Below are 25,018 nucleotides of genomic sequence, written 5' to 3'. Positions count from 1 at the left end.
ATGAAGAACAACAAACCGAAGCAGATCGCCGTTGTAGCCAGCCTGGTTGTGTCGTCGATGCTTGTTGCTGCCTGTGGCGGCGGCGGTGGCAGTGGTTCAAGCGGCACGAGCAACAACAGCTCGAGCGGCTCAAGCGGCTCGACGGCAAGCCCGACGACGGGGAACGTCAGCACGCCGCAATACGCTGCGGCCAGCGCGCAGCTGGCGATTTTCGATACGATCAACCAGCAACGTCAGCAGTGCGGCCTTCCGGCCTATACCGAGAATACGGTGCTCGACTCTGCAGCGCAGGCGCACGCGAGCTACATGGGGCAGAACGGCGGAACGATCACCGATACCGAATCGTCGAGCAATCCTGGCTATACGGGGGCGACGTACACCGATCGGGCGACGCACTTCGGCTTCCCGACCTCCACCTACGCGACGGGCGCGAGTGCAGGGTTTTACACGAACTCGAAGCTGACCGAAACGGCGTATGGCCAGCAGATCGCCTTTGAATGGATGTCGGGTGTCTATCACATCGCTGTGGCGGCGTGGCCCATGACGGAACTGGGCGTGGGCTGGAACGAGACGACGTACAACGGCTATCCGGAGATCCAGTCGTCCGTCAGCATGGCAAACCTGCAGCCGCTGAGCGGCAGTCTGCCGCTGACATTCCCGTGCCAGGGCACGACGGGCGTTGCATACGCCGGCAACGGCGAGACGCCGACCCCGCCGAACACGTCCGGCGCGTTTGGTGCACCCGTTGCAGTCGTGGGCAATTCGACGGACAAGATCACGATGCAGACGGGGACGATGACGAGCACCTCGGGGACTGTCATCACCCTGCAGGTGCTGGATTCGAGCACGGACCCGAACAAGCTGCTGCCTGCCTATGAAGGCGTGGCTTACCCGGCGACGCCGCTCACTGCGAACACGACCTACACGGTGTCGCTGACGGGCACGTACAACGGCGCGGCGTTCTCGCGTACCTTTACCTTCACGACCGGCAACCTCGTCGGGTAAGCAGCAGCCGTTCGTAACGCCCTCGCCCCTCGCGGACCGCGCGGGCTGAAATGACAAAGAGTCGGTAGGCCCTCCGGGGCTACCGACTCTTTTGTCTTGTGCGCTGCCGCCTCAGTGGTTGTTGCAACCAGCGTTCGGACTCAGGGGAGACTGGAACACGAGCAGTGCATTCAGCGAGCCGTTACTGTTGATGTAACAGAACGCCTCATACTGGTTGGCTGTTGAGCACAAGGTGGGATAGTACGGCCCGTTGAACATTTGGGATCCCCACGCGCTCGAGTATCCCGAGATATTGTTGACGAGTGCATAGATATGCGACGCCTGGGCGATATCGGCAGTCCCTGTATACCAGTTCAGGCTGCCGGTGTAGCCGGAAGGCATGGCGGCCGTGCACATCGTGGAAGGGTCTGGGGGTGCCGTCGGTGTGCAGCTCAATCCAACCCACTGCGAGCCGTCCCAGGATGGGCCGGTCTGTGTATAGCCGCTCGGACAGCTCGGTGGTGCCGTATAGACGCATTGCGCAGCCGTCCACGACGATCCCGTCCATTGTGAGGCGACGGACGTTGTCCATCCTGCCGCCGTCGAACAACCGGGCGGCGGCGACGTGTAGACGCACACTGCATCGGTCCACGCGGAACCGGTCCACGTCGGATTCGAGATCGTTGTCCAGCCTGGGCCCGTCGAGCAGTTAGGCGGCGGCGGCTGGTAGTTGCAGACCGGCGTACTGTAATACGAGCCTTTCCAGCTCGAGGGGGTGACAGTCGTCCAGCCTGCCCCACTCGAACATTGTGGCTGGGTCTGCGCAGCATAGTGCAGCGGCGTGAGGCAGGTCGAATCCTGACTGCCTGTCTGGCACGTTTGCGCCTCTGCGCTACATGCAGGGACAAGGCACAGGAGCGGCAGCAACAGTCTCAATGCAATGGAGTACAGGCGCATGGCCCCCCCGAACGTTGTTGAAAATACCGTATCATACCTTTGATACGGAATTTCGCTTCATCGCCTTTCGCGTTAGTACTGGCAGTACGTTTCGGCCAGTACCTGTCCGGCAATCGCGTTGCCGCTCCCATCGACGATGCTGACGGTCCACGGGCCTGTGCCGCCTGCAGGGCTCGCATAAACATTCACCGTCGCCGTCGGGTCCACGTAGAACGTCTGGGCCGCCAGTTCAAGCCGCCCGACGCCACCGGCTGAACACACGGGCGCGGCGACGACGCCACCATTGGCGACGGCATTTGACGCCATGCGCATCCACTTGCCGCCGATCGGCGTCCAGACCAGGTTGAGGCACTCGAAGATCTGGCCGGAACCATCGACGTTGCCGGCCATCTGGCCGTTCTTCGGACAGCTTGCGTTGTCCGTCGCGATGTTGGCCAGCTGTAGCGTGCCATTGATGGCGACGGCCGCCGTGCCGCCGGCTGCGTTGATTGTCAGGTGATTGTCTGCGTCGTTGACGACCTGGACGTTGAAGTTCTGGGCGGGCTGTCCGCCCTGGTGAAAATTGATGTACGGCGTCCCGGTGCCCGCGGTCGTGCTGTTGCCCCCGAGATCGAGCGAGCCGCCCTGATCCGCGCTGAACTTCCCCTGACCGTTGACCGAATAGGTCTGCGCGGTCGCCGTGTTGATGCCCGTGATGTTGTGCGCTGTTCCACCAACGTCGGTCATGCCGAGGTCGGTCTGCATGCTGTTGAGCGCGGGTTGCCCGACGTTCACCCGATACAGGTAGTCGTTGTTGTTCGACGCGCCGTTAAACGCCAGCAACGCGGCGAGATGACCCGCACCAGGATTCGTGAATCCGGCGAGGGGCACCTTCCAGGCACCATACGTCCCGTACGCGCTCGTGGGCTGCAGCGACGCATCGCCGGCCTGGTTAGCGTAAGGGATGAACCCTCCCTGGGCGCCAGACTGTGCGGCCACCGCAATCAGCTGCTTCGGGTCCGCAATCGCGGGGCCCGTCGATACCACCAGTGCTTCGAGTTTCCCGGCGGTCGGCTGGAGGATCTGGAGTTGCAGCGTTTGCTGGAACGAATTGGTTGCCACATAGCCGAGCGGGAGCTCTCCCGCAGCGTTGAGCATCGCAGCCGTCACCGGCAGCGCCGCCGTCGCGTTGGTGGTAGAAAGCAGCGTTGATCCGTAATCCTGAATGTATCTGGTCGCGGCGTCACAGAAGATCGACAGTTCGCGAGCCGCAACAGAATTCTGGACGTTCTGCGCGCCCATGTGGATATAGCGAATGACGCCTGTGGTCGAAAGCAGCCCGATCACGGTCGCCATCAGGGTTGCAATGACAATTTCCATAGCTGGCCTCGTTGTACGCGATCAGGGATTGACCACAATGGACAGGGTGATGGCACCGACCGGGATCGTGGCCGGAACCGTGATGGCCGCGGCACCCACCAGGCTCGCCGCCTGGCCGGCCGTGCTGACGCGATACCATGACGCGCTGTACTGCGTGTCTGCGGCCACCTGGCCGTATGCGCCACCGATGCCGGGCATGTACGCGTACACGCGGCGGCCGCCACCCGGATTGGCCGTTGCCATGCAGTTGGCCTGGGGCGGCGTGGCCGCGCCGTCTGGCAGCGTGACGCTCAGGGCGTTCGAAATGGTTCCCGGACTCGCGAGCGCTGCGCTCTCACACGCCGCGCCATAGACTTCAATCTGCCGCGCGACAACTGCCGCTCTCGTGTCCATCAGCCCAACAATGCCCGCACCCGGCACGTTGGATGCCTGCTGGGCGAACAGGTACTGCATGCCAAACGTCACCGAGAGGATCGCCAGCGGAAGAAGTATGTATCCCATCCTAGAACCTCATTGCCTCACCCGTGCTGTCGGCAATCCGCCTTTGCCTCTGCATCTCGGAGGCGAGCAACGAGAAGTCTCCTTCGCGCAGATTCGCACGAATCATTTCCTCGTTCGTTGCGCCAGAGATGATCAGGGGGGAGACATTGACCGTGCGCCGCTCTTCGTCACCGAAGCGGTTGACGGACATGTTCTGGTGGAAGACCGCACACAGCGAATCCGCGAGGAACGACGCGTCGAGCCCAGCTTCACGGGTCATGTTCTTCATGCGCTCGAGCGCCGTCGGCAGGTCGTTGGCGTGCAGTGTGGAGCCAACCAGATGGCCGCTCGTGCCGGCCAGGACCGCTTCACGCGCCGCCTTGCTCTCGCGGATCTCGCCCAGCATGATCATCGTCGGCGCGGCGCGCATCAGGTGAATGATCATCGGGCCGAATTCGTCATCCGAGCGCACCTCGGACTGATAGCACGTGCCGGTGACGTTCTTCTCACCATGATATTGGCGCTGCAGGATCATCTCGATCGGGTTCTCGATCGTGCACGCCGTGCCGCCGAAAACCTTCAGGCGCTCGATGAGCCATGACGCAAGGGACATGGACTTGCCGTCACCGGTCGCGCCCGTGAACAGGACAAGGCCGCCGCGCGAAAATGCATCCGTGAGCATTGCTTTACGCAGCCGCTCCGGATAGCCGATGTCCGCGAAAGCAATGGGATCATGCAGGCGACGGCAGATGTAGACGTCGCCCTCGAGTGTCACGAGCCGGTTGATCCGCAGGTCAATGCCGCTCCAGTGAGCTCGAAACGCCAGTGCGCCTTTTTGCTGTTGCAACTCCTTGCGCAATTCAAGTGCTTCGTCGGCCAGGTGGGACGACAGCGCCCGTCTCTCGCGATCGCGCGGCGACGCCTTGAACCAGGCACCATTCGGCTCGAGATAAAGATCCGAAAACGTGAGGCCGGCAATCGTCTTCTGGCTTCGTTGATCGAGTGCGGTGTGCATTGCTTCCGACATGCGCTGTCCTGTCCAGTGTGTGTCGTTACGTTAGTGCCTGGCTCACTGGAAGACGACCGTGATCGTCGGATCGGCGGCACACGCCGTACCGGCGGAGACCGAATCCGGCAGGTTGTCCTGCGTGAAGGCCTGTCCACCGACCGTCAACGACACGTAGTCCTTGAGCGTCGTCACGACACCCGCGCATTGGCGCGACGTTTCCGAGCCGCCGCCACCGAACTGCACGCTGCCCTGCGTCGCGCCGCTTGCCGAACCGAGCGTGACGTCATTGCCCCAGGCATCCATCAGGCCGGCAGCACGCACCATATCCGGCGGAAAGAGCCCCGCGTTGTTCATGCCTGTCAGGTTGGCGTTGGTGAAATTGGTGTAGCCATTCGCGTTTTGCGAGAAGGCCCCGCGTGCGTTCGTGATGAGCATGTTGATATCCGACGACACGCTCTGGATCTTGTAGTAGCTGTACAGCGAATACCCGAGCGTACCCACGAAGGCAATACCGAGAATGGTGAGCAGCGTAACGGCTACCCGTGCGACGACGTTTTCCATGAAATTCCCCCTTGTTTGCTGCTATGAAATGAAAGCACGTGAGACAGATCGATACGATGGTCACTCACATCGGCATGCCGCCGCCCATTGACGACGTCAGCAGCGACGAAAGCTCGTTGGAGCCGAGCTGGATGATCCCCATGATCATGAACATGACGACCGAGAACACGGCCGTCGTCACGACGATCTTCACGAGCAGCGCGCGCTCAAGTCGCTTCGCGTATGCACGCGCAACCGCTTCGATCCGCTCAGGAAAGTCCGGCGTGCCGACGTACGCCCCGATTTCGTCGATCAGATCCAGCGAGGGAAAGCCGAGTCCCGACCGACGCATTGCGTCGTCAAGCTTCAGACCATTGCGGATCCCTATCTGTATAGGGCGAAGGCGGGACGCAAGCCAGGGACTCGCCGTCTTGATCTGGTCCGCGAGCGCGGTCGCGTCCGGCACCTTCGCGCGCACCAGCGCCGCATAGGAGAGCAGCCATTCAAAGCCGACGAGCTCGCGGTACTCCGCGAAGCCAAATATGTACCGGTCGAAGAACGCCCGGCCCTTGATGCGCCCTTCCCCGGTCCATCGTGGAAGCGCGCGCACGCCAGCCACACCCGCGATCGCCAGCAGGGCTAGCATCGTCGGACCGACCCAGCTGACCGCGAATTCACCCATCAGGTAGAGCGCGTAGGCCCAGCCCGTCCATTTGGAAAGCGGAATCGAGTCGAGGAACGGTTGCAGGGCCGTGCTACCGACGACAAAGAGCGTCAGGTAGATCGATACGAGGTACACGACTGGCGGAAACATGCTCCCCATGAGCTTCCATTTCATGTCGCCAGTGCGCTCGCGGATCTCAAGGATGAGCTGCATCACGAGCGGCAGTTTGCCGATGCGCTCACCGGCATCGAGCAGGCTGCGCTCGCGGTCAGTGAGGCCAGCTCCCATTGCCCGAACCAGCGTGTCGCCGTTGCGCACCTTGCGCCAGATGTCGTACACGGCGGACGCCGACTTCATACGTTTGCGACGTTCGAGTGATACCTGGTATTCCTTCAGTATATCCGGCAGCGTACGGCGATTTTCAAGCTGCGCAGCGGCGCGCTCGTAGAGCCGTTTGCGTTGTGTCCAGGATAGCAGCTGGCTCATAGCCCCTCCGCGTGAGCGAGAATTGGACTGACGCCACGGTGGACGTCAATCGGATCGAACAGGCCATCGAAGACGCAGTCCATGGCGTTGCCAAGCATCGACTTGTCGGAGGTCGGCTTGATCCGGTGGTTGCGTCGCGCGACGCGCATGCCCTGGCTGCGGTAGTCGTCCATCAGTTCCTCGTCCGAGACGATGATCTCCATGACGCCCTGCCGCCCCGTGACACCCTGGCCGTCACATGCTGGACAACCGGGACCGCGCACGTAGACGCGACTGAGGTCACCCCATGTCGCGATCCGCTCGCTGATCTTTTTCGGGATCGCCTCGGGCTTCGCAGTCAGGCGCACGCGGCAGTCCTTGCACAGGACCTGAACGACGCGCTGTGCGATGAGCGAGACCATGAGCTCGTGATCGCAGGTGATTTCGCGGGTGAGCCGCACGTGGTCGATCGTCTCGAGGCGCGAGAGCGCCATGTACGGGTCGGTCACGTGAAGCGTCGTCCAGACAAAGTGACCGGTCATCGCAGCCTGTACGGCAGCGACACCTTCGTCCCCAGCGCGGATTTCGGACAGCAGGATGATGTCCGGATCCATCCGCAGCGAGTACTTGATCATCTGCACGAAGTTGTCATTCGCGGTGAGGGTGATCGCCCACGGATAGGGATACTCCGGTGGATTCTCGATCGTGATCTGGCTCGAGGTCGGGAACAGCCGCGCCTGCTCTTTCATGAATTCGTAGAGCGTGGAGGTCTTGCCGCTGCCGGTCGGCCCCGTGGCGATCACCATGCCATGCGGCTTGTAGAGAATTTCCTGCGCGAGCTCGCGCTGTCGCGCAGTCATGCCGCTGATTGAAAATTCCCCCTTCGGCGCGTCGGGCGTACGCAGGGCGAGCGGCCGCAGGACTGCCGTGAAACTGGGCTTCGCGTCCGGGTTGTACTGCAGACGCGCGACCATGAACGAGCATTTCTGGTCCTCGGGGTACATCGGACCGCGGATCAGACGGATGCTCTCCAGCCCTGAATCCGGCAGGCTGTGGCGCGCGGTAATCTGCGCATCCTGAAATTCCTGCGGGTTGTAGCTCGCCGGCTTTACCGTCGCCAGACCGACGTAGATGGCGCGAATCAGCCGTTCACCGGCGTCGCGATTCATGGACCACGTCTCCGAAACCCGGTAGTCCCCGCGCCAGCGGATCTGCACTTCCGCGTCGCGCTCACGAACGAGGATCCGCAGGTCGTTTGCGCCGATTGCGGCGGCGCTGAGGAACAGCTCGATACCCTTCTCGATCTGGTCGAGATCGCGACCGTCTCCTGTGGCACCGTGGTCGGAGTTGAACTTCTCGCGCAGTGAAAGCAGTTCCTTGGCCGAGACACGTTCGATCTTGAGGCGGAAGCCCCGACGCTCCAGGTCGTTGAGCCACGTTATGCAGGCGGGTGTCGAATACGCGTTCGCATCGACATGGAGTCGGAGCGTTTGTGCGGCAACGATCGTCTGCACCTGCTCGCTCGTCAGCACGCCGAGCGCAACGGCAGCATCGGCCAGCGAAGCAGAACGACCGGCCTGCTGCTCACGGCGACAATGCGCGACGACACGCTCAATTTTCGAGGTGTCGGCAAAGCCGAGTTCGACGGCGATCGCATCAAACCGCTTGCCTGCAGTCGATACGAAGCGATAGGCGACATGTGGCTCAACCGAAGCCGGCGGTTCGGCGAATATGCCGGCGTACGGATTCGCTTGACCTGCCGCAGGCCTGCGCTCTGCAGCGGCCTGCGTGAAGCTCCTGCTGTTGCCGAACAGATTTTTGACGCCATCCATCAGGTTCATGCAGGCTTCTCCGTAGTCTTGGTCTTGTGCGCGCTCCTCATTGGCCGCGGCGCTGCCTGTGGACCAACGCCCGCGACGGGTGCTTCTGTGGCACCGGCGGGCCGCATTGCATAGAGGGTGGAGTCAATCGCCCAGTTGCCGGTCGCGAGCACCAGGTCGATGCTGTGAACGCGCAGCCCCGGAATGTCGCCGAATTGCGTATCGAGGCCCGGCGTCCACGGCGGCATTGCAAGGCTCATTTGCGCTGGCATCGCAAGCCAGGGTTTCGCGGTCTCGGGCACGACGCCAGGCAGACCTGGCGTCGCGGGCGCGTCGGTAAGCTTCAACGTGATGGCATTCTGCTCGGCGAGGGTCCAGACGGCGCGGCGCGCCAGCTCATTGCCAAGCGCGTGCGCGCTGGGTGAGCCAAAGGCGACCGGCAGGGAAACCGTGTCCTTGGAGGTGATGCCCGAGATGTCGAGCTGTCCCGGCGCATCGGCTGCGAGGCCCCCCACGTTATTCCAGTTGGTGTTGATCGTTATCCCGTTGCGCGCGCTGACGCAGTGCCACGCAGAAAGTGCCCAGCCGCCTTTACCGCGTGTCAGCGGTTGCATTGCCCACGCGCGGCCACATGCGTCGAGGACTTCGTCGGTCATTGGTTCACGCGTCCATGGCAGGATCCGCGCTTCGGCGTCGGCCGACGCCTTGCGCGACGCATCGGCGGCTGCGGCGCGCGCCTTGCGCACCGCGCGCACCTGCTCGAGGTCCGAGGCCTGCTGATATTCGTAGATGCCGAGGCCCACCCCCAACGTCAGAACGGCAGCGCCCGCGTAGGCTACAGGCAGCCAGGGATGCCGGTTCAGATCCTTTAGGGGGGGCTGTCGCGGCGTCGCCGACACCATCTCGACGAGATCAGCAAGGGTTCCGTTGACCTCATTCCACGGACCCATCTTGGAAGCATGCTCATCGCGCACCCGCATGAGCTCGTCGAACGTACCGATGCGATCGCCACCCGAGATCACCGCTCCGCCGTCGCGCACAGCGATGTACCAGTAGCGGCCATTCTCGAGCGGGTAGAGCCCCATCCACGGCTCGCGGTGGTGATCGGCGACAACGGCCGCTAGCGGCCGGATGCCCTTGGGTGTCTTTGCGCCCTCAACGGTGTCGCACGAGCCCACCTGGAAGTGCCCGGACGCGCTCGTACGGACCATCCCCCAGCGCCCGTCGGTCAACGCGACTTCGCGCAACTCCCTGTGCGTAGGCTTTGCGTCCGAGTGTCGCCAGGACAGGCCGGCGGCGAACGGTGTGCGGATGCCCGGCAGGTTGACAAGTTCAGCCACGTCACATCCTCAGCGTGAGAGTTTCGCGACCGCGTGCGACCGTGACCGTCCTGTCCGAAATCGCGGTGACGGTCCAGCCGCCTTCGACACTGTCGCCCTCACCGACCTGGATGCGGCGACCCGAAACATCGACGATCGCCAGGCACTTCTGATCGAATACATTGATTGTGACGAGGCGCATGGCCCCTGCGTGACCCTGAGCGACCTGATGAAGATCACCAGTGGTGCCGGAGCTTGCTCGCGCCGTCGGAGCCGGCGTTGCAGCGGGCTGAGCGTTCGTCGTCGGGCGTACCACGATGGCCGTACCGCCGGTCATACCGTTCGGCAGTGTCGGCAGGTCCGAGGTCGGTACCGGCACGCCCGCCTTCGCCTGTTCGGACAACGACTTTGCGATGTCCGCGCGCAGCTTCTCGATCGTGGCTTGTGCGGACAGGAGCGGAATGAGCGCGTTCATTGCCGCGAGCTTCTGCGAGTCCGAGAGCGACGCAGTACCACTCCTTGCCGTCGCGTCGGAGACAGAGGCCACGATCGGCGTCGAAGCCGGTGCTGCACCCGCGGCTGACACCTGTCCGGCCGTCGGTGCGGAGGCGGCTGCAGGCGCAGTGGCTGCGTGTACCACTGCGGCCGGGAGTGCCAGTGCTGCGACGGTCACGCCGGCAGCGAACAGACTGGGTGCAGTGCGCGGCGAAGCCACTGTGCGCATCGGCATTTCGCGAGAGAGCGGCAGGCCATTCATGTCGTCGATCCTCAGAGCAGTTTGACCGTCACGACGACGGCGATGATGATGTCCTGGCGTTGCGCGTCGAGGCCGCCACCGAGCAGCGGCATGTACGCGCTGCCGACGCCGTTATTGGTTGTCGTCGCATCCTGCTGCCTCATACCCGTCAACACGAGCGATTCGCCGGGGTTGAGCGTGACGGACTGCTGGAGTCGCGTGAGCGGCATGTTGAGCAGCTGCACGCTCGAGATATTGCTGGACGAGCTCGTACCGCTACCAGCGGGGTACGGGGTGAATGTCGCAGGGCCCGAAATCGTCATGTCGAAGTCCAGCTGGATCTTGCCGTCGGAATAGGTCGGCGTGAACGCGGACGTGAAACCCGGCACGATCGTCGCGGTCTGTGTGGTCGAGGTCGTCCCCACGCTTGCGGTCTGGCTGGACTGCGTCGATTGCACGTACGTTTTTTCCGTCGCCGCCTGAAGCGCGAGCACCTTGTGGCTTTGCGTTGTACCCGCACGGCTGACCACTTCGGACACCTTGCCAAGCGTCGAGAGCGCCTGAAATGCCGCGCTCGAGCCGGCCATGGGACCTGCAAGAATGGACGCACCGAGTGTCATCGGCGTCGTCGAGCTCGTAATCGTCGGCGCGGACGCGCTGGTGAGCGACAACCCGGTATGCCCCGACGCCGACTTGTACGCCAGTTTCAGGTTGCCGCCGTAGTTGTGTTCCTCGCTCTCCGTAATCTGGTAGACGTCGACCGTGATCGCGATCTGCTTGCCAAACTGTGCACGCAGGCTTTTGACGAACTGCTCCACACGATCGCACTGGGGCGGCGTACCCGACACGGTGATGATCTGCAGCCCCTTGTCCGCCACCACTTTCGCGCCGTTGCCGGCGATCGCCTGTGCGGTCGCCTGCAACGTGAGCCACGGATTCATGTGGACCGCGAGCGACGTTGTTTGTCCGCCGGCCCCGCTCGTGCTCGTGCCAGACGACCCGCCGGACATCGACCCGCTGCCACCCATCGAACCGGCACCGGCCGAATTGCTACCGCCGCTCATATCCCCAGTCGAGATCGACCCGGTCATGCTCTGTTCGTCAGGGACGACCGGAAGAGAAAACGTGCGGGTTTCGGTGCGCAGGAACGTCACTTTCCCGTCGAGCTGGTGGGACCAAACGCCGAAGCGTGTGTCCACGACGTCGAGGAAGCCCTTGAAATCGCCCCGATAGGTCGGAAACGGGACTGCGCCAGCGCCAGCGAACGACAGCGATGCACCGGCCGAAGGCGCGGGCAATTCTGGCAGCGACGCGACGCCGGCCGCAGGCGACGGCAGTGAGCGGCCGTCCGTGACGACACGCGTGAGGCACGTCGAATCCTGGCTGCCCGTGCTGCAAGGCGAGACGACAGTACTCGCCGCAGCGGCAACGGAGTTGTCGATGATGACCGGTACATGGGTCGCGGTCGTGATGAAGTCGGCGATCTCCTGCAGCGTCGCAGTCGAGCCATTCGCGGGCGTGAACTGGACATGCTTGTCGAACAGTTCAGGCTGCGGCTTGCTCGCGTCGATGCGGTCACCGAGCAGCCATGCGCCGTCGTGTACGCGTACAACAGGTCGGGACGCGACAGCCGCCTCGACCTGGGTACGCCCTGCGCTGCCGAGCGCGTTCTGTTGCTGGTAGATATCGTGGACCGCGCAGCCGTTGAGAGCGACCAGTACTGCTGCGGAGATCGCGCGCAGAGCGTATGTGTAGTTGCCTTTCATTGATTCACCCCTGCCTTGTCGACAACGACGGCCTTGTTGCCGCGCCAGATATCGGCGCGTACGTCCGCGCCATTCGAGGCGAGCTGCGTAAAGACGCTGTTGATGGCATCCTCGAAATTTGAGTGATACGAAAGGTCGTGCGGAACGATCCAGTCATCGGCGGTATTCCACGAGACCGACCAGCCGGCGCGCTTCGCCCAGCCCATCAGCTGTGTCTCGAGCGACTGGCCGCCGAGCAGAACGTAGGTCTCGGCTGACGGCGCGGCTTCCGGGCCGGGAAGTTGCGCGGCGGGTGCCTCGGGGGCGATTTCCCCGTGAGGGTTCGCCGGTACGTCCTTGTGGTCAGCCGTCGGCGACGCCGGCAAGCCAGCCGGGCCGTTAGACGCGAGTGCGACAGTGGGGGGCATAGGTGCACCGCCTTTCGGACCCCGATGGAAATTCACCAGGTGACGATCCCAGTCGAACGTCACGTGCACACCGGGGAGCGAGCTCACCGCGTTGGTCAGCACGGTGTCCCACGGGAGTCCACCGCTCCAGTTCACCAGCAAGGTCGGATCGACGTTCCCCAGGTCGACGTGGTAATCGTGTGGCACCACCACCGGAAGCATGTCCGAGAGCGCAATGTCATGCCCTTTCCCACGCGGCATGGTGACGTCGGCCGGGTGGAAACCGATCTGGGTCACGTGCGCACCCTCGCCGATCACCGGGGGCACGCCAGCGACCGCGTTGCCGTCCGCGGCCTTGCTTGCCTGGGCGGGCTGCGCCGGCTGAAGCGATGCCGCCACGGGCGGCGTTACGGCCGGCGTATTCATCGACAGCGTGAGGGGTTGTGCGGCGGGGACGGCCGCCGCGACGGGGGCTGTCTCATTGACAAACCCTGCGTGCGCGACGGACGCTGTCCCCATGCACAAGGCGAACGCCCCCGGCAGTGCCGCTGCGACGCGTTTGCTGTTCTTCATTCGTAGTTTCTCCGGTGATGCCACCACGCGCGCGCGTGAACGACCGTCCCTCGTAGCCTGTGACGGATTGCACGTAGCAGGACGGGCAACGTGTACCCCTTCTTTTCCATGATCACGAATGCGACCATCGCGATGCACGCCAGGATGAACGTCCACTTGCGGGGGTGATAGAGCGCGATCAGAAGCGGGAAATACGCGCGTGCGTCGATCCCGATGATTCGAGGTATGCGCGCGCCATCGCGCCAGTACGATTGCAGGACCTTCATGCGTTCGATTCCCCTGCATATCGCCGGTACGATTTCAGATCGATCAGGTTGCGCTCGAGCAGATCGCGCAATCCCGTTGCCATGTCCTGCTTCTTCTCCGCGACCACGCGGCGCAGATACGCTCCCCATTGCGTGAAGGGCATGTCGCTCATTTCGGCCTTGATCTTGGAATCGAAGTACAGGTATTCGCGAACTGCCGCGCGCTTGCCATCGAGCGTCGGCACGAGAATCTGCACGACGATGAGTCGCAACGAGCCGAGGATCTTCGAAGCGATCGCGGAGTGCTCGTTGCCGGGGAACACCTGGATCGCGCGGCTGATGGTCTCCGCCACGGTCTCGGTGTGCATCGTCCCGTATGCACCGTGGCCGGTCAGGGCCGCCTCGACGAGCGCCCCGATGGTCTCAGCATCACGCGCTTCACCGATGCCGATCAGCATCGGCTTGCAGCGCATCGCGTTGCGGATGCCACGTGCGAAGCTCGGAATGTGCCTGCCGATCTGCGACTGGCGGATTTTCGGCCCGAGGTTCTTGACGTTCGTGAACAGGAACTCGATCGGATCTTCGTAGAGAAGGATCTTGCAATCGGGGTTCGTCTCGGACACGTTCGCGTAGTGCGACGACATGAGGGTCGTTTTGCCGGATCCGGTCGGGCCACAGACGAGCACGAGGCCACGTGGCTGGAACAGGTTCTCCTCGATCTCTTGCGGAAGGCGGTGCCACGCCAGCGGCGGAGGCGTGTCCGGAATGCTCCGCATCGTGAGGGAGAGGCCATCCTCGGCATCGCCGACTTGCGCGCCGGTGATGTTCACGCGATACCGGAATGTATCGCGCTCGATGACGAAGCGATACGGGCGGTCAGCATCGCTACCGGCCTTGAGGACACCGATCAGCTCGGGGCCAAACGCCAGCGACAGCATGGCCTTGATCTCGCCGTCCTTCACCGTGCGCGGCGTCATCTGGACCTGGCGGCCACTGATTTCGCCCCAGACGTAGTCACCCGTCTGGAACACCACGTCCGAGGCTCCGTGCTTCGTGCAGTAGTCGAGAAATTCGCGCAGATCGTCAACGCCGAAGTTCGGCGGGAGCTTGAATGGCTCGACGATGGGGCGAGCCTGTTGTGTCGTGTTCCCGGCGTTCATTGCGGGGGGATCCCTTCGAGATCTTGCGGGGTCGCAAGCGGTGCCGTGCGGACGGCCGGCACATTGATCGGAGCAACGACCGCTTCCGGCGAGGACGGCACCGACGCACCAGAGGCGGCGGCCGGCGCGACGATCACGCGCCACTTGGAGGCGTCCGTCACGAGGCCGCCGTGATTGGTCACGCGGACCAGCGTGTCACCAATGTTCATGCGTTGACTGTCGCCGGTCACCACCTGCTGGGCGACGGCAATGTCCGGCTCAGAGACCATGCCGCGATTGAGCAGCTCCGAGTAGCGCAGCATCCCCACGTAGTCACGGTTGAGTCTGGCGAGGTTGGTGCTCAGGATCTGGTCGGCGAGTTGTGTGCCCTGCCGGTAGCCGAGCTGCACCTGCTCTTTCCAGTAGGCTTCTTCGGCGGCAGTCTTCGGCAGTACAGAAGAAAACGGAATGGGATCAGCCTGTGCCTTCAGGCGCAGGCCGATATAGAGGTAGTCTCGCCACGAGGGTGGCACGGTCACGAGGTGCGCCGGGACGACGATGCGATACATCGCGTCGGCGCGGCGCAGCTGGTCCGTCGTGCCTTCGATCGCGTCAACGGCTTCGACGATCACGGGCGGGAGAACGCCCTTCTTCGTCACGAGCGCGCCGAAGCGATACATCGTATCGAGGCGCGTCGCGCGCGCGTCCAGTTCCTTGATGATGACTTTCGAGCGATCGGCCAGCCCCTTGTGGCTGCCGAGCGGCAACGCCGTCTCGCGCAGTACCTGTGCACGCATCGGCGTCAAAGTGGATGCAGCCGGCGCACTGTCCGCCGTGAGGTTTTCCACGTCTTGCAGTGACATCGACGAGGTATCGACCATCTGGGCGGCCGCCGGTGCGCTCGCCAGGCAGTATGCGAGGCCGATCCACGCCCCTCCAACGTAGCGAATAACGGTAGCCGGGAACGGGCCGCGCTCAGCTCGCACGGTAGCGGATCTCCAGCGCATCCGACTTCAACACGACGTCGGCGCGGCCACCGAGCTGGGTGCCGATATTTTCCAGCACGGAAACGAAATCGGTATTGGTGGCATCGATCGACACCGGCGACGCGATGGGGCGACCGACTTCTGCAAATCGCAGACCCTTCGCCTCGGCAATCTTGCGCAGCACTTCGGCCGCGTTGCCCTTCCAGCGTACGGTGATGAACTGCCCGCTCACCATGACAGTGCCGGCCTGTGGAACGGCGGCAGAGATCGCACCAGCGCGCGCGACCTTGTCGAGCATGCTGTCGATGTTGCGCGCCGACTCGTCGAGCTGCTTGTCCATCTGGATCGCAGCCGGATCAATCGGGGCAGGCTGGGCGCAGCCTGCCAGCGCGCAAGCGGTCGCTACGGCCATCGTCATGATTGACCCGACGCGCAGTCGCATCGCGGCCCCCGTTGGCCTGTTCTTCATGGTCGAGTACCCCGCCTGCTGGCGCTTCATCTTTGCCCTTGGTCCGTCGCTGATTCGTTTCCGGTCACGAACGGCTCGTCGCCGCGACCGCATTTCCTTGTTCCGGGTTGGTCGCGCCGCACGCCGGTTTCGCGGGCCCGCACCGTCGAACCACCTCGTAAAATTCTGTATCAAACATACCATACGGAATACGTCGGCACAATGACATTTTTCGTATCAAGCAAATGATACGGAATTATTGGTGACTGGATTCCGCGCTGCCGCACCCCCGTAAAGGCTCACCTTTTTGGGGGCGGCGAGGCTGCTCCAGGAGATTGAATTCGGGTAATGAACCCGCGATCGCATATTCGCGCCGGGACCCCGCCACGCAGAGGGTGCACCGGGCCGGGCGCGATTCGCGGACGTCGATCGACGGATGTCTGCGTGGCGACAAGTCCGAACGTTCTGATGCGCTCGCGAACGCGCAACTCGGGATCGCGGCGTGATCGATCATGGCAACGCCGCGATCACACCGGCATAGCTCACGACTTGGTAGTTAAGGCCAAAGATGATGTCCACCGACATCGCTGCGCGTTGCTCAGTTGCACCTCCAGCGGTGACGCATTGGAGCGTGCGTGCGGGGACGCAGGAAACGGGAATATCGAAATGGTTAGCCGGAAGCGGGCCAGAGTACAGTCAAGCCGTTTCTCGCAGTTCGCCTTTGGCAATCGCCTCTCCATCCAGATCAGCGGCATCGTCGCGCGAGAAGGACTTCGAAAGTTGCCACAACTGATAGACGCGTTTGTCGTTGTATATAGAGACGATTAGTCGCTCGATGCAGGCTTTGTCGATGTTCAACGCCTTAGCGAGCGCTTGCAGTACTTCCTGTCGGTCGCTCTCACGTTCAATGTTTGCAGCGGCGGCGTCGGCACCAGTGCCATAGTTCTTAGTTTGGTAGTACTGGCCGGCCAAGCCGAGAATGTCCAAGGATCCCCGCACGAGTTGTTCACGCCACTTTGATATGTCATACCCCACATAGCAACAGAGATAGGCCTGATCTTTCCAGTCAACGAGACGCTGCAGGCTGTACCCCGTATTGGTCGCGAGTGTCAGGACGGGGGCCTTCGCCATATGCTCGACATCGGCGATTCCCTCTTCACTGAGACGCAGTTCATCATCACTTGTTATGCCTTGGATGATCCAAAGAGGCAGCGACGCATCGCTGCCCTTGGAGCGCATCAGACCATAGGCCTTCACCCTCAGCAATCGGATGCCTTCGTCGCCAAATGCCCCGGCACAAAATGCAAGCGGAAACGCTAGTTGATCGATGAATAAAGTGGAGAACGCGATCGCGAGGAATGGCGACGCGCATAGCCGGGCAGACAACTGAAAAAGCGTGCGCGGCACGAGATCGAGTCGAACCACGCGCCAGTGCAGGTGCCAGATTGCTGCGAGGGTCGCTCCAAATGCTCCTGTTCCACCCAGCCTGACGACGCGCCAGAATGCAGGCGACACCGCTTGACCTGAATGTGCCGCCGTTAATTCTTCGCCCCATGAAAAGAACGTCCAGTAGAGCAGAACACTGTACACAACATAAAAAACCACCAGTGCCACGGCATAGCCATGCCAGGCATTTGCCTCCTTGTAGCGGTCCTCAATCAGCTTGCGTAGCGGCCGCTTATCCGCCTCATGTTCGTCGGCACCCCCGTTTCTGGGTGGATTGTTCGCCGTATCGACCGTGTCGACGTCCAAGACGTCGCTCGCATTTACTGTACCTCTAATGTAGGAACCTAGTTCGGTGGCACGTCGTTGCCATCCCGTCAAAAGATACGCGATGGTAAGCAGTAGGGGTATGCATCCTAGCGTCACTCCAACGCACCGAAGAGCCTGCATCTGTTGAACGAGCGAGTTCACTGCGGTCTCCTTTTCCTTTACGACCATAGGCGTAGGAACGACAGGCTCAGCGATGTTCCGGCCGCGCGCGGTCCACCGCGACACCGCTGGCCAGTTATCTAGATCGAGACTAGGTCAATTGTCAGGCGGATAAAGGACAAGCAGTGCGCACGCGTGCGCTATCGCACAGACTGATCTCTGGTCCTCCCTGGTTCACTCGCACACCAGGTATCAGCATGCCCCATCGCCGACGTCTCTCGCTCATGCTGCTGATATCGAGAACAGCGAATAGCAAGGTCGACTTCGTCTCAGGGGCCGTGGTGACGGTAATCGGAGAAGGATGTTCGTAAATCAAACGCACCTCTGCGCGGAACGGGGTGACTTCGCTTTTGCACCGAGCGGCTGAAGCGCATCCCACCGCTCGGTGCGTGTCACATCCGCATGCGCGGCGCGGGCGCGTTGCGCATGCCCGGCTGCTCCGGCGCGAGTGCTGCCGCCGAACTCGCTCGCCAGGCGCTCACGTCAGCCGTGAATGCCTGCCACGCGTCGTCTGACGTATCGACACGCACTCCGCTGAGCGTGAAGTCCTGATGCCCGCGGAGATACGCGACGGCATAGAGGCGGTCGTGGTGCCTGGACACGTCGCGTGCAGGTTCGTCGTGACTGGCGTCGCGCGTACCGTCATGAAAGCCCCAATTGAAGCGAACGCGCGTTGAGTCCATGGAGTCGCCACCGTCATCGAGATCGAGATTCGCGAAGGACGCCAGATGATGGATATCAAAATCGTCGGAATCGTCGTGCATAGCAGTCTAAGCTCCCTGGTTTCGGATTCGAAAATCGATGCCGTGACGCGCCCTCGCCCGGATCCTAGAACTTCGGCCGGGCCGGACGTGACACCGGCGCGGCTTCCTGTGCAGCGATTGCCTCGCTGAGTGCGGGCGCGACGACCTCGAATGCACCGGGATCATCGAGGCCTTCGAATCGCTCGATCGCAAAGGCCTCGTCGTTCGATACGCGCCCATGCCGGTCAATCCGGGTGTAATAGACGCCAACCGTTCGCGCTTCATCGAGCGACTTCACCACCAGTGCGCGGTGCTGCGGGCCATCTGCCAGGCGATACGATGCGGCAATCTGCTCGAGTGCAGCGTCCCGTCCGTCCACCGGCAGGAGTTCGTAGGTGAAGTCGCGCGTAGAACAGGTGGCCACCTTGAGAACGTATTCGCCCTGACCATTGGGCTGCGCGCCGAACTCGCGCTCGAGCGCGTCGCGGAGAGCCTCGGGAATTCTCGCCATCGTTACCTCTACAGTTTAGGCTCCGGCGACCGGCCGGATACGGGGCGTTGATCCGCCGTCAATCCCGCCACGCGCGGCGAGACTCACACATCGTTATTTCAGTATGGGTTCGGGTGGCACGGTCCAGCCGCACTCGCCGCCCAACCGCAACAGCATCCCCTTTTCGTCGTGAACCATCAGTGCGCGCTCGACCGGTCGACCGCGTAGCGACCAACCCGCTGCCAGCGCGCGCACGCCTGACCAATCGGCCGAGCATAGCCCGTTGATCGCGCGATCGCCACTCAGCAATTCAATTCCATATGGCTTCGGCATTCGCTGCCTCGTTGCGGAGTCGAAAAAAACCGGATGACAGGGGGGCCTGTTCATCCGGTTGAAGACGCGTGTACGAGGTACGACGACGCATCGGGCAATGGCTGGATCGTGAAGAGACGTACGCCCGCTGACTGCAACACCTACCGTCGGCAAGCCGCGCATTGCGGCAAGGCGCTCCGCCGTCAGAATCCCGGTAGAATCTGCTCCCGTAATTCCGTATGATTGCAACGATACAATATTCAATGAGGAGAGTAAACACCATGCCGTTTGCCTTCGCATCACCGAAATCGAGCCCCGCGCTGTTCCCGAATGTGAAGAACGCCGCCATCCACGACGTGCTCGCAGAGCTCGTCGAAAGCTCGCAGCAACCGGCGCTCGAATCCGAGCTCAACCGCCTTGCCGCCACCCACGCCGGAGCCGATCTGCTGTGTGAAGCCACAATCCGGATCGCGCGCGCCCTGCTGCTGGCCAAGACCGTTTCGCCCGAAAACGAAACAGAGTTCGCGGAACTGGTGTCCACCGAGCTCACCGTGATCCGCGAGCATCACACGCTGGTCCGGCTAGCCCACGCGCTGACGGCTTGTGAAGCGGCAACTGAAGACGACGTGTTCCGCGATCGGCGCGCAATCCCTGACCCGTTGTTCAGCCGGCGGCTCGAACTCATCCGCCAACTCGTCGGCCGCGTGTCGGTTCACCATTGAATGCCTGCCCTTCAGCACACACGGAGATCGCCATGAAAAGCCTGCAACGCCTCGAGCAACACCTGCTAGCTACCGATACCCTGTTCGACGACGGAAACGTTGCGCTCACGCAGCGCGCGCAACGGCTGCGCACTGCGTTTCGACGCGGCGTCGCCGTCGGCGTTACCGCCGCGGCTGCATTTACTGCGGCTGGCACCGGCCTGTACATGAAGACGGGCCCCGGCAGCTTCGATCCCCAGCGGATCTTCTCGGCTGGTCCTGTCAGCAGCCAGCGCATGGCCCAGATTTACGACACTCATCGCAAGCTGGCAGGTGCCCACGAACGCATCCGCGAAATCAAGTCCGACATGATCCAGGGCGAAACCAGTGGCCCCGTCTCGTTGACCCTGGAGCAACAGGTAGCCCAACTGCGTGCAGCTCGCGCAGAGGCCGCTCATATTACGCAGGAATTTTCCCAGGAAACTCACGGACTCACCCCGGAGCAGATCCACCGTATCGTCGGCGACGACGACACGCAAGGCGAAGTCCAGCTCGCGCAGGCCACTGCAACCGAGGAAGCTGACGACGCTCCACGCCGCGCGCCTCGCTTCCGGCCGTAGGGTACGAGGTCAGATCGATCACATGCTGTCCGCACGCGCGCTGCGCCTCTCCCTCGATTCCGGCGGCCGCATCGACACGATATCCGACCTGCCGGGTGCACGCGACTCGCTTGCCATTGCCTTGGGGATGCTCGAAGCGCGCAATGGACGCCAGTGGCGAAACCAGCTTTCGAACGTCGCTCCCGTCCACGTCCACGCGCCGTCCAATACGGCCGCCTCGCTCACTGCGGTTCGTGTGTCTGGCTTGCCATCGGGCATCCACGCGTCGCCACAACCCGTCGTCCATCATGCGCGCTCGATCACGATGTTCCTCGCGCGCGGCGATTGCTACCAGGTGAGGATGCATACGCGGGCCGTCATCGCCACGCTATTCGTGACCCTCGATTACGGGCTCGCACCAAAGCTCTCGACTACCGCCGAGCCCCTTGCCCTGCGAAGCCCGCTCGATCAAATGCCCGCCAATCTGAACGGCTCCCGATTGCTCGAAATCGCTCTCGATCGTGAACTTGCACCCGTTGAAGAGTACGTCGCAGCGGTAACGATGCCGAATGTCTGGTCGCGTTTCGGCGGTGGCCCCGTTCGCGCCATCAGTGCGCCCACCGACAAGGAGATCGAAACGGCTCACGCGTTCTGCCTCAGGCTCAGCAACCCATCGGCGCGTATCGCGGTGCTACGCGCCCAGACGATAGGCTGGGCGCGTGCGATCGACAACTGGGAGCGGCAGCGCCTGCAATCCCCTGCCCCGGTCTCAACCGGGCACGTTCAGGACGTTGTTGAGGGGTACGCAGCTCCAGTGTCAGAAGAAAATGACAAACAGGATAAACAGCCGAAGGCTAATGTGGAGAGCCGTTCGTTGGCAGATCTCCAAGACGCGGCTTCACCACCGGGTGACAGCGCTCCACTGAAGCGGGCGGAGGATTCGCGTTCCGACCGCCGACCGTTCGCCAAAAATCCACATTCGCGGGCGGCCGATCAGGTGTCCACCTCACAGAACGGAAAGACGCATACGCGACGTCCACCGCGTATGCGCGCTTAGCTAGACCAAACGCGCGCGCGATTGCGTCGTCTCATTTCCCCGAGACACCGTTCGCCTCAGGGGAATTAAGACGCCGCTCGACTATGCTGCGGTCTGGGGATTTCAACCGCGTTGAACTGAACCTCATCTACTGCCCCGTTACAGCGGATGCGGCGTTTATCGCCTGTTTGAGCGCGGTTTGTGCCTGCACCAATGCGGTTTGCGCATTTACAATCGACGTTGACTTCCCAACCGTTGCAGTCGCTAATGCCGCCTGGGCGTTGACCACCGCCGTTTGCGCAGTGTTAAGAGAAGCGGCTTGTTGAATCTGAGCTTGCTTTAACGCTGTATCCCCGTTAACTAGGGCGGTTTTCTGTGTGTCCAGATTCACCCTCGCTTGAAAGATGCTGGTGGGAATTTGCATGATGTCAGTAGCAATTCTGACTGGGATTCCGGCGATAGCCATCAGTTCACTCGGACGCTGCGCAGTGTAGTCGGTCAACATCCCATTTGAGAATCCAAAGGTCAGGTTAGTGGTGGTAAAGGAACCTGCAGTGGACGAGAACACGAATTGCGTTCGACTGTCTGGGACAACCGTGGTGATAGATTGCGCCGCTGGATACGACGCCAAGGGACAGGGGCTGCCAGGGTCCATTGCAGACGAGTTCGTAACGAGTTGCATGTCGACAACTGTTGCCACTCGGTAAACCAGCCCAGATATCTTCGGTGGCTCGGTCGACGGCTTTTCTAGGGGGTCTAGCTTCTGGCTCAGCTCCGGAATCGACAATTTAATGTTTGAATGGGCGTTATCCCTCAGTAGCCCGTTCAAGTCACTGACTTCCTTCTCGTTCAATGGATCGAACACTTGCGCGATGCTGTAATAGCAGCTTACCGGAGCGGGATGCGCGCCTGGAGCCGGAGCCGGAGCGGGCCCTGGAAATCCGCCTGTCCCAAGTGTGGCAATCGTAATCGCCGTGTCGGCCAGGCTAATAATCAAATTAGGCGTCTGCCCGACCGAGGTGGACGATGAAGTAGTCAGTAGTCCATTGATCACCGATATCTTGAGGGTGTCGTCTCGCGTCCAGTTATGGGAAAGATTTGCAGTAAATCTGGCTGTTGCGTCGGGCGCGATCGCCAGTACGGTAAGCGTCGCAGATTCTTGCCATTTACCTTGGTTCGCCTTGGCCACGGCGAGTGCGGTAGTAGCTTGATCGAGTGCTGTCTGGTCCGTTTTCTTTGCCGCCTGCGCGGCGCTGATCTTGGTATTGTCGTTCGCCGCTTGAGCCGCCTTGAGGGCGGTGTCGTCTGCGGTCACGGCGCTTGACGCTTTCGCAAAGTCCGCTTGAGCGGACTGGAGTGTCGCCTGACTTATCTGTGTACGTGATGCACTCAGGAGAACCTGCCCCTTCGGAAGGGAGTAGACGAGGCCGTCCGCGGTTGTGGACGCTCTCTCGGATGTAACGACATCCGCGCATGCGGCGATCAGGAGGGATGCTGAGACCCCGAGCAAGATTCGTCTGGTCGGCATAACGGACGCCTTGTTGGTTACAAGCTCTGATTCGAAGGTAAGGTCTAGCCCGTTACGACGCCAGCACACGTTTGATCCATGGCCACCGCCGCCACTCGTGGGAACTGAAGTCAGTAGGCACTGGCTCGGGACCATAGTTAGTCGAGCGGACTCGTGTGAAGTTTAGTTATCCGGAACGGTACAGCGCTCCCTAAATTTGCGACCTTTTGTGGTGAAGCGCACATGTCACGCGCATTCAGGCCTTATGTCATGGTGATTTTGATGTAAGCGTATGAAAGCCAGCTATCGCTGGCGATAGGCGTGTGGCTCCAGGTGCTTGTAGCGTCCTGCGCGATTGACGTCCGGAAACTTCCTTCGGACTGGATTAGCAGCGAAACGTTCTCGACGCACACCGTAAGCGAGTTGTAGTTGTCGATCACCCGCTTGAAGGACTGAATTGATGGCCAAAGAGCGCCACACCCGAAAGATGTTGAATGTGCTCAATTGAGCCGCTTTAGTTGTTTGTGCAGTACTTGACGGCCGTGGCCGACGTTGAACGGGATATCCCATCCCCTCGTTCCTGCGCGGAAAAGTGGTTCGCCCTACATTCGGAGGTTCCCGATGACCATCGTCAAATCAAAGCAGACTGCTCCAAACCTGGATCCAAATGTCTGGTCTCTCAGTCCCAGCGGACCATGCTTGCGTACCAACGTTCATCGGGTTCCAGCCGGTCACCGGGCGCGGCGGCGACGAGACCGGCAATGGGAGTTCGTGGACCTGGCTACCGGTCAATCGCGGACGTTGAATGGGCAATCGACGGCACCGGTTCCACTGGACCCGGTGAATCTTGGGTCGGACGGACACGAGTGGGCCTCATATGCCGCAATCACCAACCCTGGTGATCAACCCTTCACCCTCAGTCAGGCGACGTGGGTAGTACCGCCCACGCCGCTAACCAATACGAACCAGACGATTTACCTCTTTAACTGCCTCCAGCACGACGACCCGAGCGGCGACACCTACATTCTTCAGCCAGTATTGGTCTTCGGAGGCTATCCTGTGCCCCCTGGTGGCGAATGGAACTGGACGGGTGGATCCTGGGCGATCGCTTCCTTCCTGGTGCCGGGTCCCAGCGCCACCGACAAGAGAGTGTTCGCGTCGAATGGTGTCGTCACCGTTCAGCCGGGAGATCAGTTAACGGGACGGATAAGCTATCAGGGCCAAGATCCGGACACAGGCAACAACCTGTATTCGTGCGGCTTTGTTGGCTACCCCTCTACAAATCTGCCCGCGTCGATCGAATCTTGTGACCGGTGCATGGTCTCGCTGGAGCTATGGAACGTCAATGACACCAGTCAGCTGCCGCCGGACACTGCGAATACGCAATTCAGCAATTTGCAGACAGGTATTGCGAATGAGCTTTGTGGGCTAGGCTGGCAGCCCGACGGTCCATGGCGAGCGGTGCCGGTGGATCAAAGCACCGTGGACGTGGTCTACCCAAGCTGATGCGATTGTGACGGCAGCCGCAGCATGGCCAGCCGGTGCGGGTTCATACTCCCCCGAGGTTTGGGGGCACTGACGGTCGAGAACCGCGGGCAGACCGCGTCGATTTCATGCACGACCGGTTTCGAATGCAAGTCGTTACAGCTACCAGTCCCGGAAAAAAATGACAAACACAACAGACAGCCGAAGGCAGGCTGGGGGAGCCTTTAGACCGGCTCTATACTCATCACGAAAACGCGTTGCACACGTCGTTGGGTCAGGGACTCGACCGGAATCCTGCTGCGCGCACGTTTCGCAAGGCGCGCGAAATTGGCGCTGC

Annotated in this window: 25 protein-coding genes; 5 read left to right on the top strand and 20 right to left on the bottom strand. The window is 61.9% G+C overall.

Translation table 11 applies throughout. The features are described from left to right. The gene (locus tag AB4Y43_RS17030) at nt 1–1,005 is read left to right on the top strand and encodes a CAP domain-containing protein (RefSeq protein ID WP_368728348.1); all 1,005 of its coding nucleotides are present in this window, start codon (nt 1–3) and stop codon (nt 1,003–1,005) included. 111 nt (nt 1,006–1,116) lie between these two features. Here AB4Y43_RS17030 and AB4Y43_RS17025 read toward each other — a convergent pair whose 3' ends face one another. The 19 genes from AB4Y43_RS17025 to AB4Y43_RS16935 form a co-directional block, all read right to left on the bottom strand. Next, nucleotides 1,117–1,386, bottom strand: a complete 270-nt coding sequence (locus AB4Y43_RS17025) for a hypothetical protein (protein ID WP_368728347.1) — start codon at nt 1,384–1,386, stop codon at nt 1,117–1,119. Nucleotides 1,387–2,013: 627 nt separating this feature from the next. After that, on the bottom strand, nt 2,014–3,300 hold the full coding sequence (gene pilV / locus AB4Y43_RS17020) for a shufflon system plasmid conjugative transfer pilus tip adhesin PilV (protein ID WP_368728346.1): 1,287 nt from the start codon (nt 3,298–3,300) through the stop codon (nt 2,014–2,016). Nucleotides 3,301–3,321: 21 nt separating this feature from the next. After that, the gene (locus tag AB4Y43_RS17015) at nt 3,322–3,801 is read right to left on the bottom strand and encodes a hypothetical protein (RefSeq protein WP_368728345.1); all 480 of its coding nucleotides are present in this window, start codon (nt 3,799–3,801) and stop codon (nt 3,322–3,324) included. A gap of 1 nt (nt 3,802) precedes the next feature. Continuing rightward, a complete protein-coding gene (locus AB4Y43_RS17010) occupies nt 3,803–4,807 on the bottom strand; it encodes an ATPase, T2SS/T4P/T4SS family (RefSeq protein WP_368728344.1) in 1,005 nt (334 codons plus the stop codon). 42 nt (nt 4,808–4,849) lie between these two features. Next, nucleotides 4,850–5,350: a prepilin type IV pili gene (locus tag AB4Y43_RS17005; protein WP_368728343.1), complete on the bottom strand. Its 501-nt coding sequence runs from the start codon at nt 5,348–5,350 to the stop codon at nt 4,850–4,852. 64 nt (nt 5,351–5,414) lie between these two features. After that, nucleotides 5,415–6,479: a type II secretion system F family protein gene (locus AB4Y43_RS17000; protein ID WP_368728342.1), complete on the bottom strand. Its 1,065-nt coding sequence runs from the start codon at nt 6,477–6,479 to the stop codon at nt 5,415–5,417. Further along, entirely contained in the window at nt 6,476–8,299 is a 1,824-nt protein-coding gene (locus AB4Y43_RS16995; RefSeq protein ID WP_368728341.1) for an ATPase, T2SS/T4P/T4SS family, read from the bottom strand. The genes AB4Y43_RS17000 and AB4Y43_RS16995 overlap by 4 nt, the downstream gene beginning before the upstream one ends. After that, nucleotides 8,296–9,618 carry a type 4b pilus protein PilO2 gene (pilO2, locus tag AB4Y43_RS16990; RefSeq protein ID WP_368728340.1) on the bottom strand — a complete coding sequence of 441 codons (1,323 nt, stop codon included), beginning with the start codon at nt 9,616–9,618 and terminating at the stop codon, nt 8,296–8,298. The genes AB4Y43_RS16995 and pilO2 overlap by 4 nt, the downstream gene beginning before the upstream one ends. A gap of 1 nt (nt 9,619) precedes the next feature. Continuing rightward, nucleotides 9,620–10,072, bottom strand: a complete 453-nt coding sequence (locus AB4Y43_RS16985) for a hypothetical protein (RefSeq protein ID WP_368728339.1) — start codon at nt 10,070–10,072, stop codon at nt 9,620–9,622. A gap of 293 nt (nt 10,073–10,365) precedes the next feature. After that, nucleotides 10,366–12,099, bottom strand: a complete 1,734-nt coding sequence (locus AB4Y43_RS16980) for a secretin N-terminal domain-containing protein (protein ID WP_368728338.1) — start codon at nt 12,097–12,099, stop codon at nt 10,366–10,368. Then, nucleotides 12,096–13,058 (bottom strand): toxin co-regulated pilus biosynthesis Q family protein, encoded by a 963-nt coding sequence (locus AB4Y43_RS16975; RefSeq protein ID WP_368728337.1) that lies wholly within the window; start codon nt 13,056–13,058, stop codon nt 12,096–12,098. The genes AB4Y43_RS16980 and AB4Y43_RS16975 overlap by 4 nt, the downstream gene beginning before the upstream one ends. Next, nucleotides 13,055–13,324 carry an IcmT/TraK family protein gene (gene icmT, locus AB4Y43_RS16970; RefSeq protein ID WP_368728336.1) on the bottom strand — a complete coding sequence of 90 codons (270 nt, stop codon included), beginning with the start codon at nt 13,322–13,324 and terminating at the stop codon, nt 13,055–13,057. Before icmT ends, AB4Y43_RS16975 begins: the two co-directional genes overlap by 4 nt. After that, nucleotides 13,321–14,463, bottom strand: a complete 1,143-nt coding sequence (locus AB4Y43_RS16965; protein WP_368728335.1) for a type IV pilus twitching motility protein PilT — start codon at nt 14,461–14,463, stop codon at nt 13,321–13,323. The genes icmT and AB4Y43_RS16965 overlap by 4 nt, the downstream gene beginning before the upstream one ends. Beyond that, nucleotides 14,460–15,428 (bottom strand): type IV secretory system conjugative DNA transfer family protein, encoded by a 969-nt coding sequence (locus tag AB4Y43_RS16960; protein WP_368728334.1) that lies wholly within the window; start codon nt 15,426–15,428, stop codon nt 14,460–14,462. The genes AB4Y43_RS16965 and AB4Y43_RS16960 overlap by 4 nt, the downstream gene beginning before the upstream one ends. After that, a complete protein-coding gene (locus AB4Y43_RS16955; RefSeq protein ID WP_368728333.1) occupies nt 15,418–15,927 on the bottom strand; it encodes a DotD/TraH family lipoprotein in 510 nt (169 codons plus the stop codon). The genes AB4Y43_RS16960 and AB4Y43_RS16955 overlap by 11 nt, the downstream gene beginning before the upstream one ends. Nucleotides 15,928–16,572: 645 nt before the next feature. Continuing rightward, nucleotides 16,573–17,628 (bottom strand): hypothetical protein, encoded by a 1,056-nt coding sequence (locus AB4Y43_RS16950; RefSeq protein WP_368728332.1) that lies wholly within the window; start codon nt 17,626–17,628, stop codon nt 16,573–16,575. A 572-nt stretch (nt 17,629–18,200) separates the two neighbouring features. After that, nucleotides 18,201–18,572, bottom strand: a complete 372-nt coding sequence (locus tag AB4Y43_RS16945) for a hypothetical protein (RefSeq protein WP_368728331.1) — start codon at nt 18,570–18,572, stop codon at nt 18,201–18,203. Nucleotides 18,573–18,636: 64 nt separating this feature from the next. Further along, nucleotides 18,637–19,062, bottom strand: coding sequence for a hypothetical protein (locus AB4Y43_RS16940; RefSeq protein ID WP_368728330.1), 426 nt, complete (start codon nt 19,060–19,062; stop codon nt 18,637–18,639). 93 nt (nt 19,063–19,155) lie between these two features. After that, nucleotides 19,156–19,374 (bottom strand): hypothetical protein, encoded by a 219-nt coding sequence (locus tag AB4Y43_RS16935; protein ID WP_368728329.1) that lies wholly within the window; start codon nt 19,372–19,374, stop codon nt 19,156–19,158. Nucleotides 19,375–19,634: 260 nt separating this feature from the next. On the opposite strand from AB4Y43_RS16935, the gene AB4Y43_RS16930 reads away from it, so the two are divergent. From AB4Y43_RS16930 to AB4Y43_RS16920, 3 genes are read left to right on the top strand one after another with little or no spacing between them, the layout of a single operon-like run. Then, nucleotides 19,635–20,075 (top strand): hypothetical protein, encoded by a 441-nt coding sequence (locus AB4Y43_RS16930; RefSeq protein WP_368728328.1) that lies wholly within the window; start codon nt 19,635–19,637, stop codon nt 20,073–20,075. Between the two features lie 32 nt (nt 20,076–20,107). After that, nucleotides 20,108–20,674 carry a hypothetical protein gene (locus AB4Y43_RS16925; RefSeq protein ID WP_368728327.1) on the top strand — a complete coding sequence of 189 codons (567 nt, stop codon included), beginning with the start codon at nt 20,108–20,110 and terminating at the stop codon, nt 20,672–20,674. A gap of 22 nt (nt 20,675–20,696) precedes the next feature. Then, nucleotides 20,697–21,710 carry a hypothetical protein gene (locus AB4Y43_RS16920; protein ID WP_368728326.1) on the top strand — a complete coding sequence of 338 codons (1,014 nt, stop codon included), beginning with the start codon at nt 20,697–20,699 and terminating at the stop codon, nt 21,708–21,710. Between the two features lie 127 nt (nt 21,711–21,837). Here AB4Y43_RS16920 and AB4Y43_RS16915 read toward each other — a convergent pair whose 3' ends face one another. Then, nucleotides 21,838–23,004, bottom strand: a complete 1,167-nt coding sequence (locus AB4Y43_RS16915; protein WP_368728325.1) for a hypothetical protein — start codon at nt 23,002–23,004, stop codon at nt 21,838–21,840. 813 nt (nt 23,005–23,817) lie between these two features. On the opposite strand from AB4Y43_RS16915, the gene AB4Y43_RS16910 reads away from it, so the two are divergent. Beyond that, complete coding sequence (locus AB4Y43_RS16910; protein WP_368728324.1) at nt 23,818–24,702, top strand: hypothetical protein; 885 nt, start codon at nt 23,818–23,820, stop codon at nt 24,700–24,702. Nucleotides 24,703–25,018: the final 316 nt, after the last annotated feature.

Origin of the sequence: Paraburkholderia sp. BR10872 (assembly GCF_040965835.1) — a bacterium.
GTDB classification, from domain to species: Bacteria; Pseudomonadota; Gammaproteobacteria; order Burkholderiales; family Burkholderiaceae; genus Paraburkholderia; species Paraburkholderia nodosa_A.
This window is presented reverse-complemented; position numbering and strand designations above follow the sequence as displayed.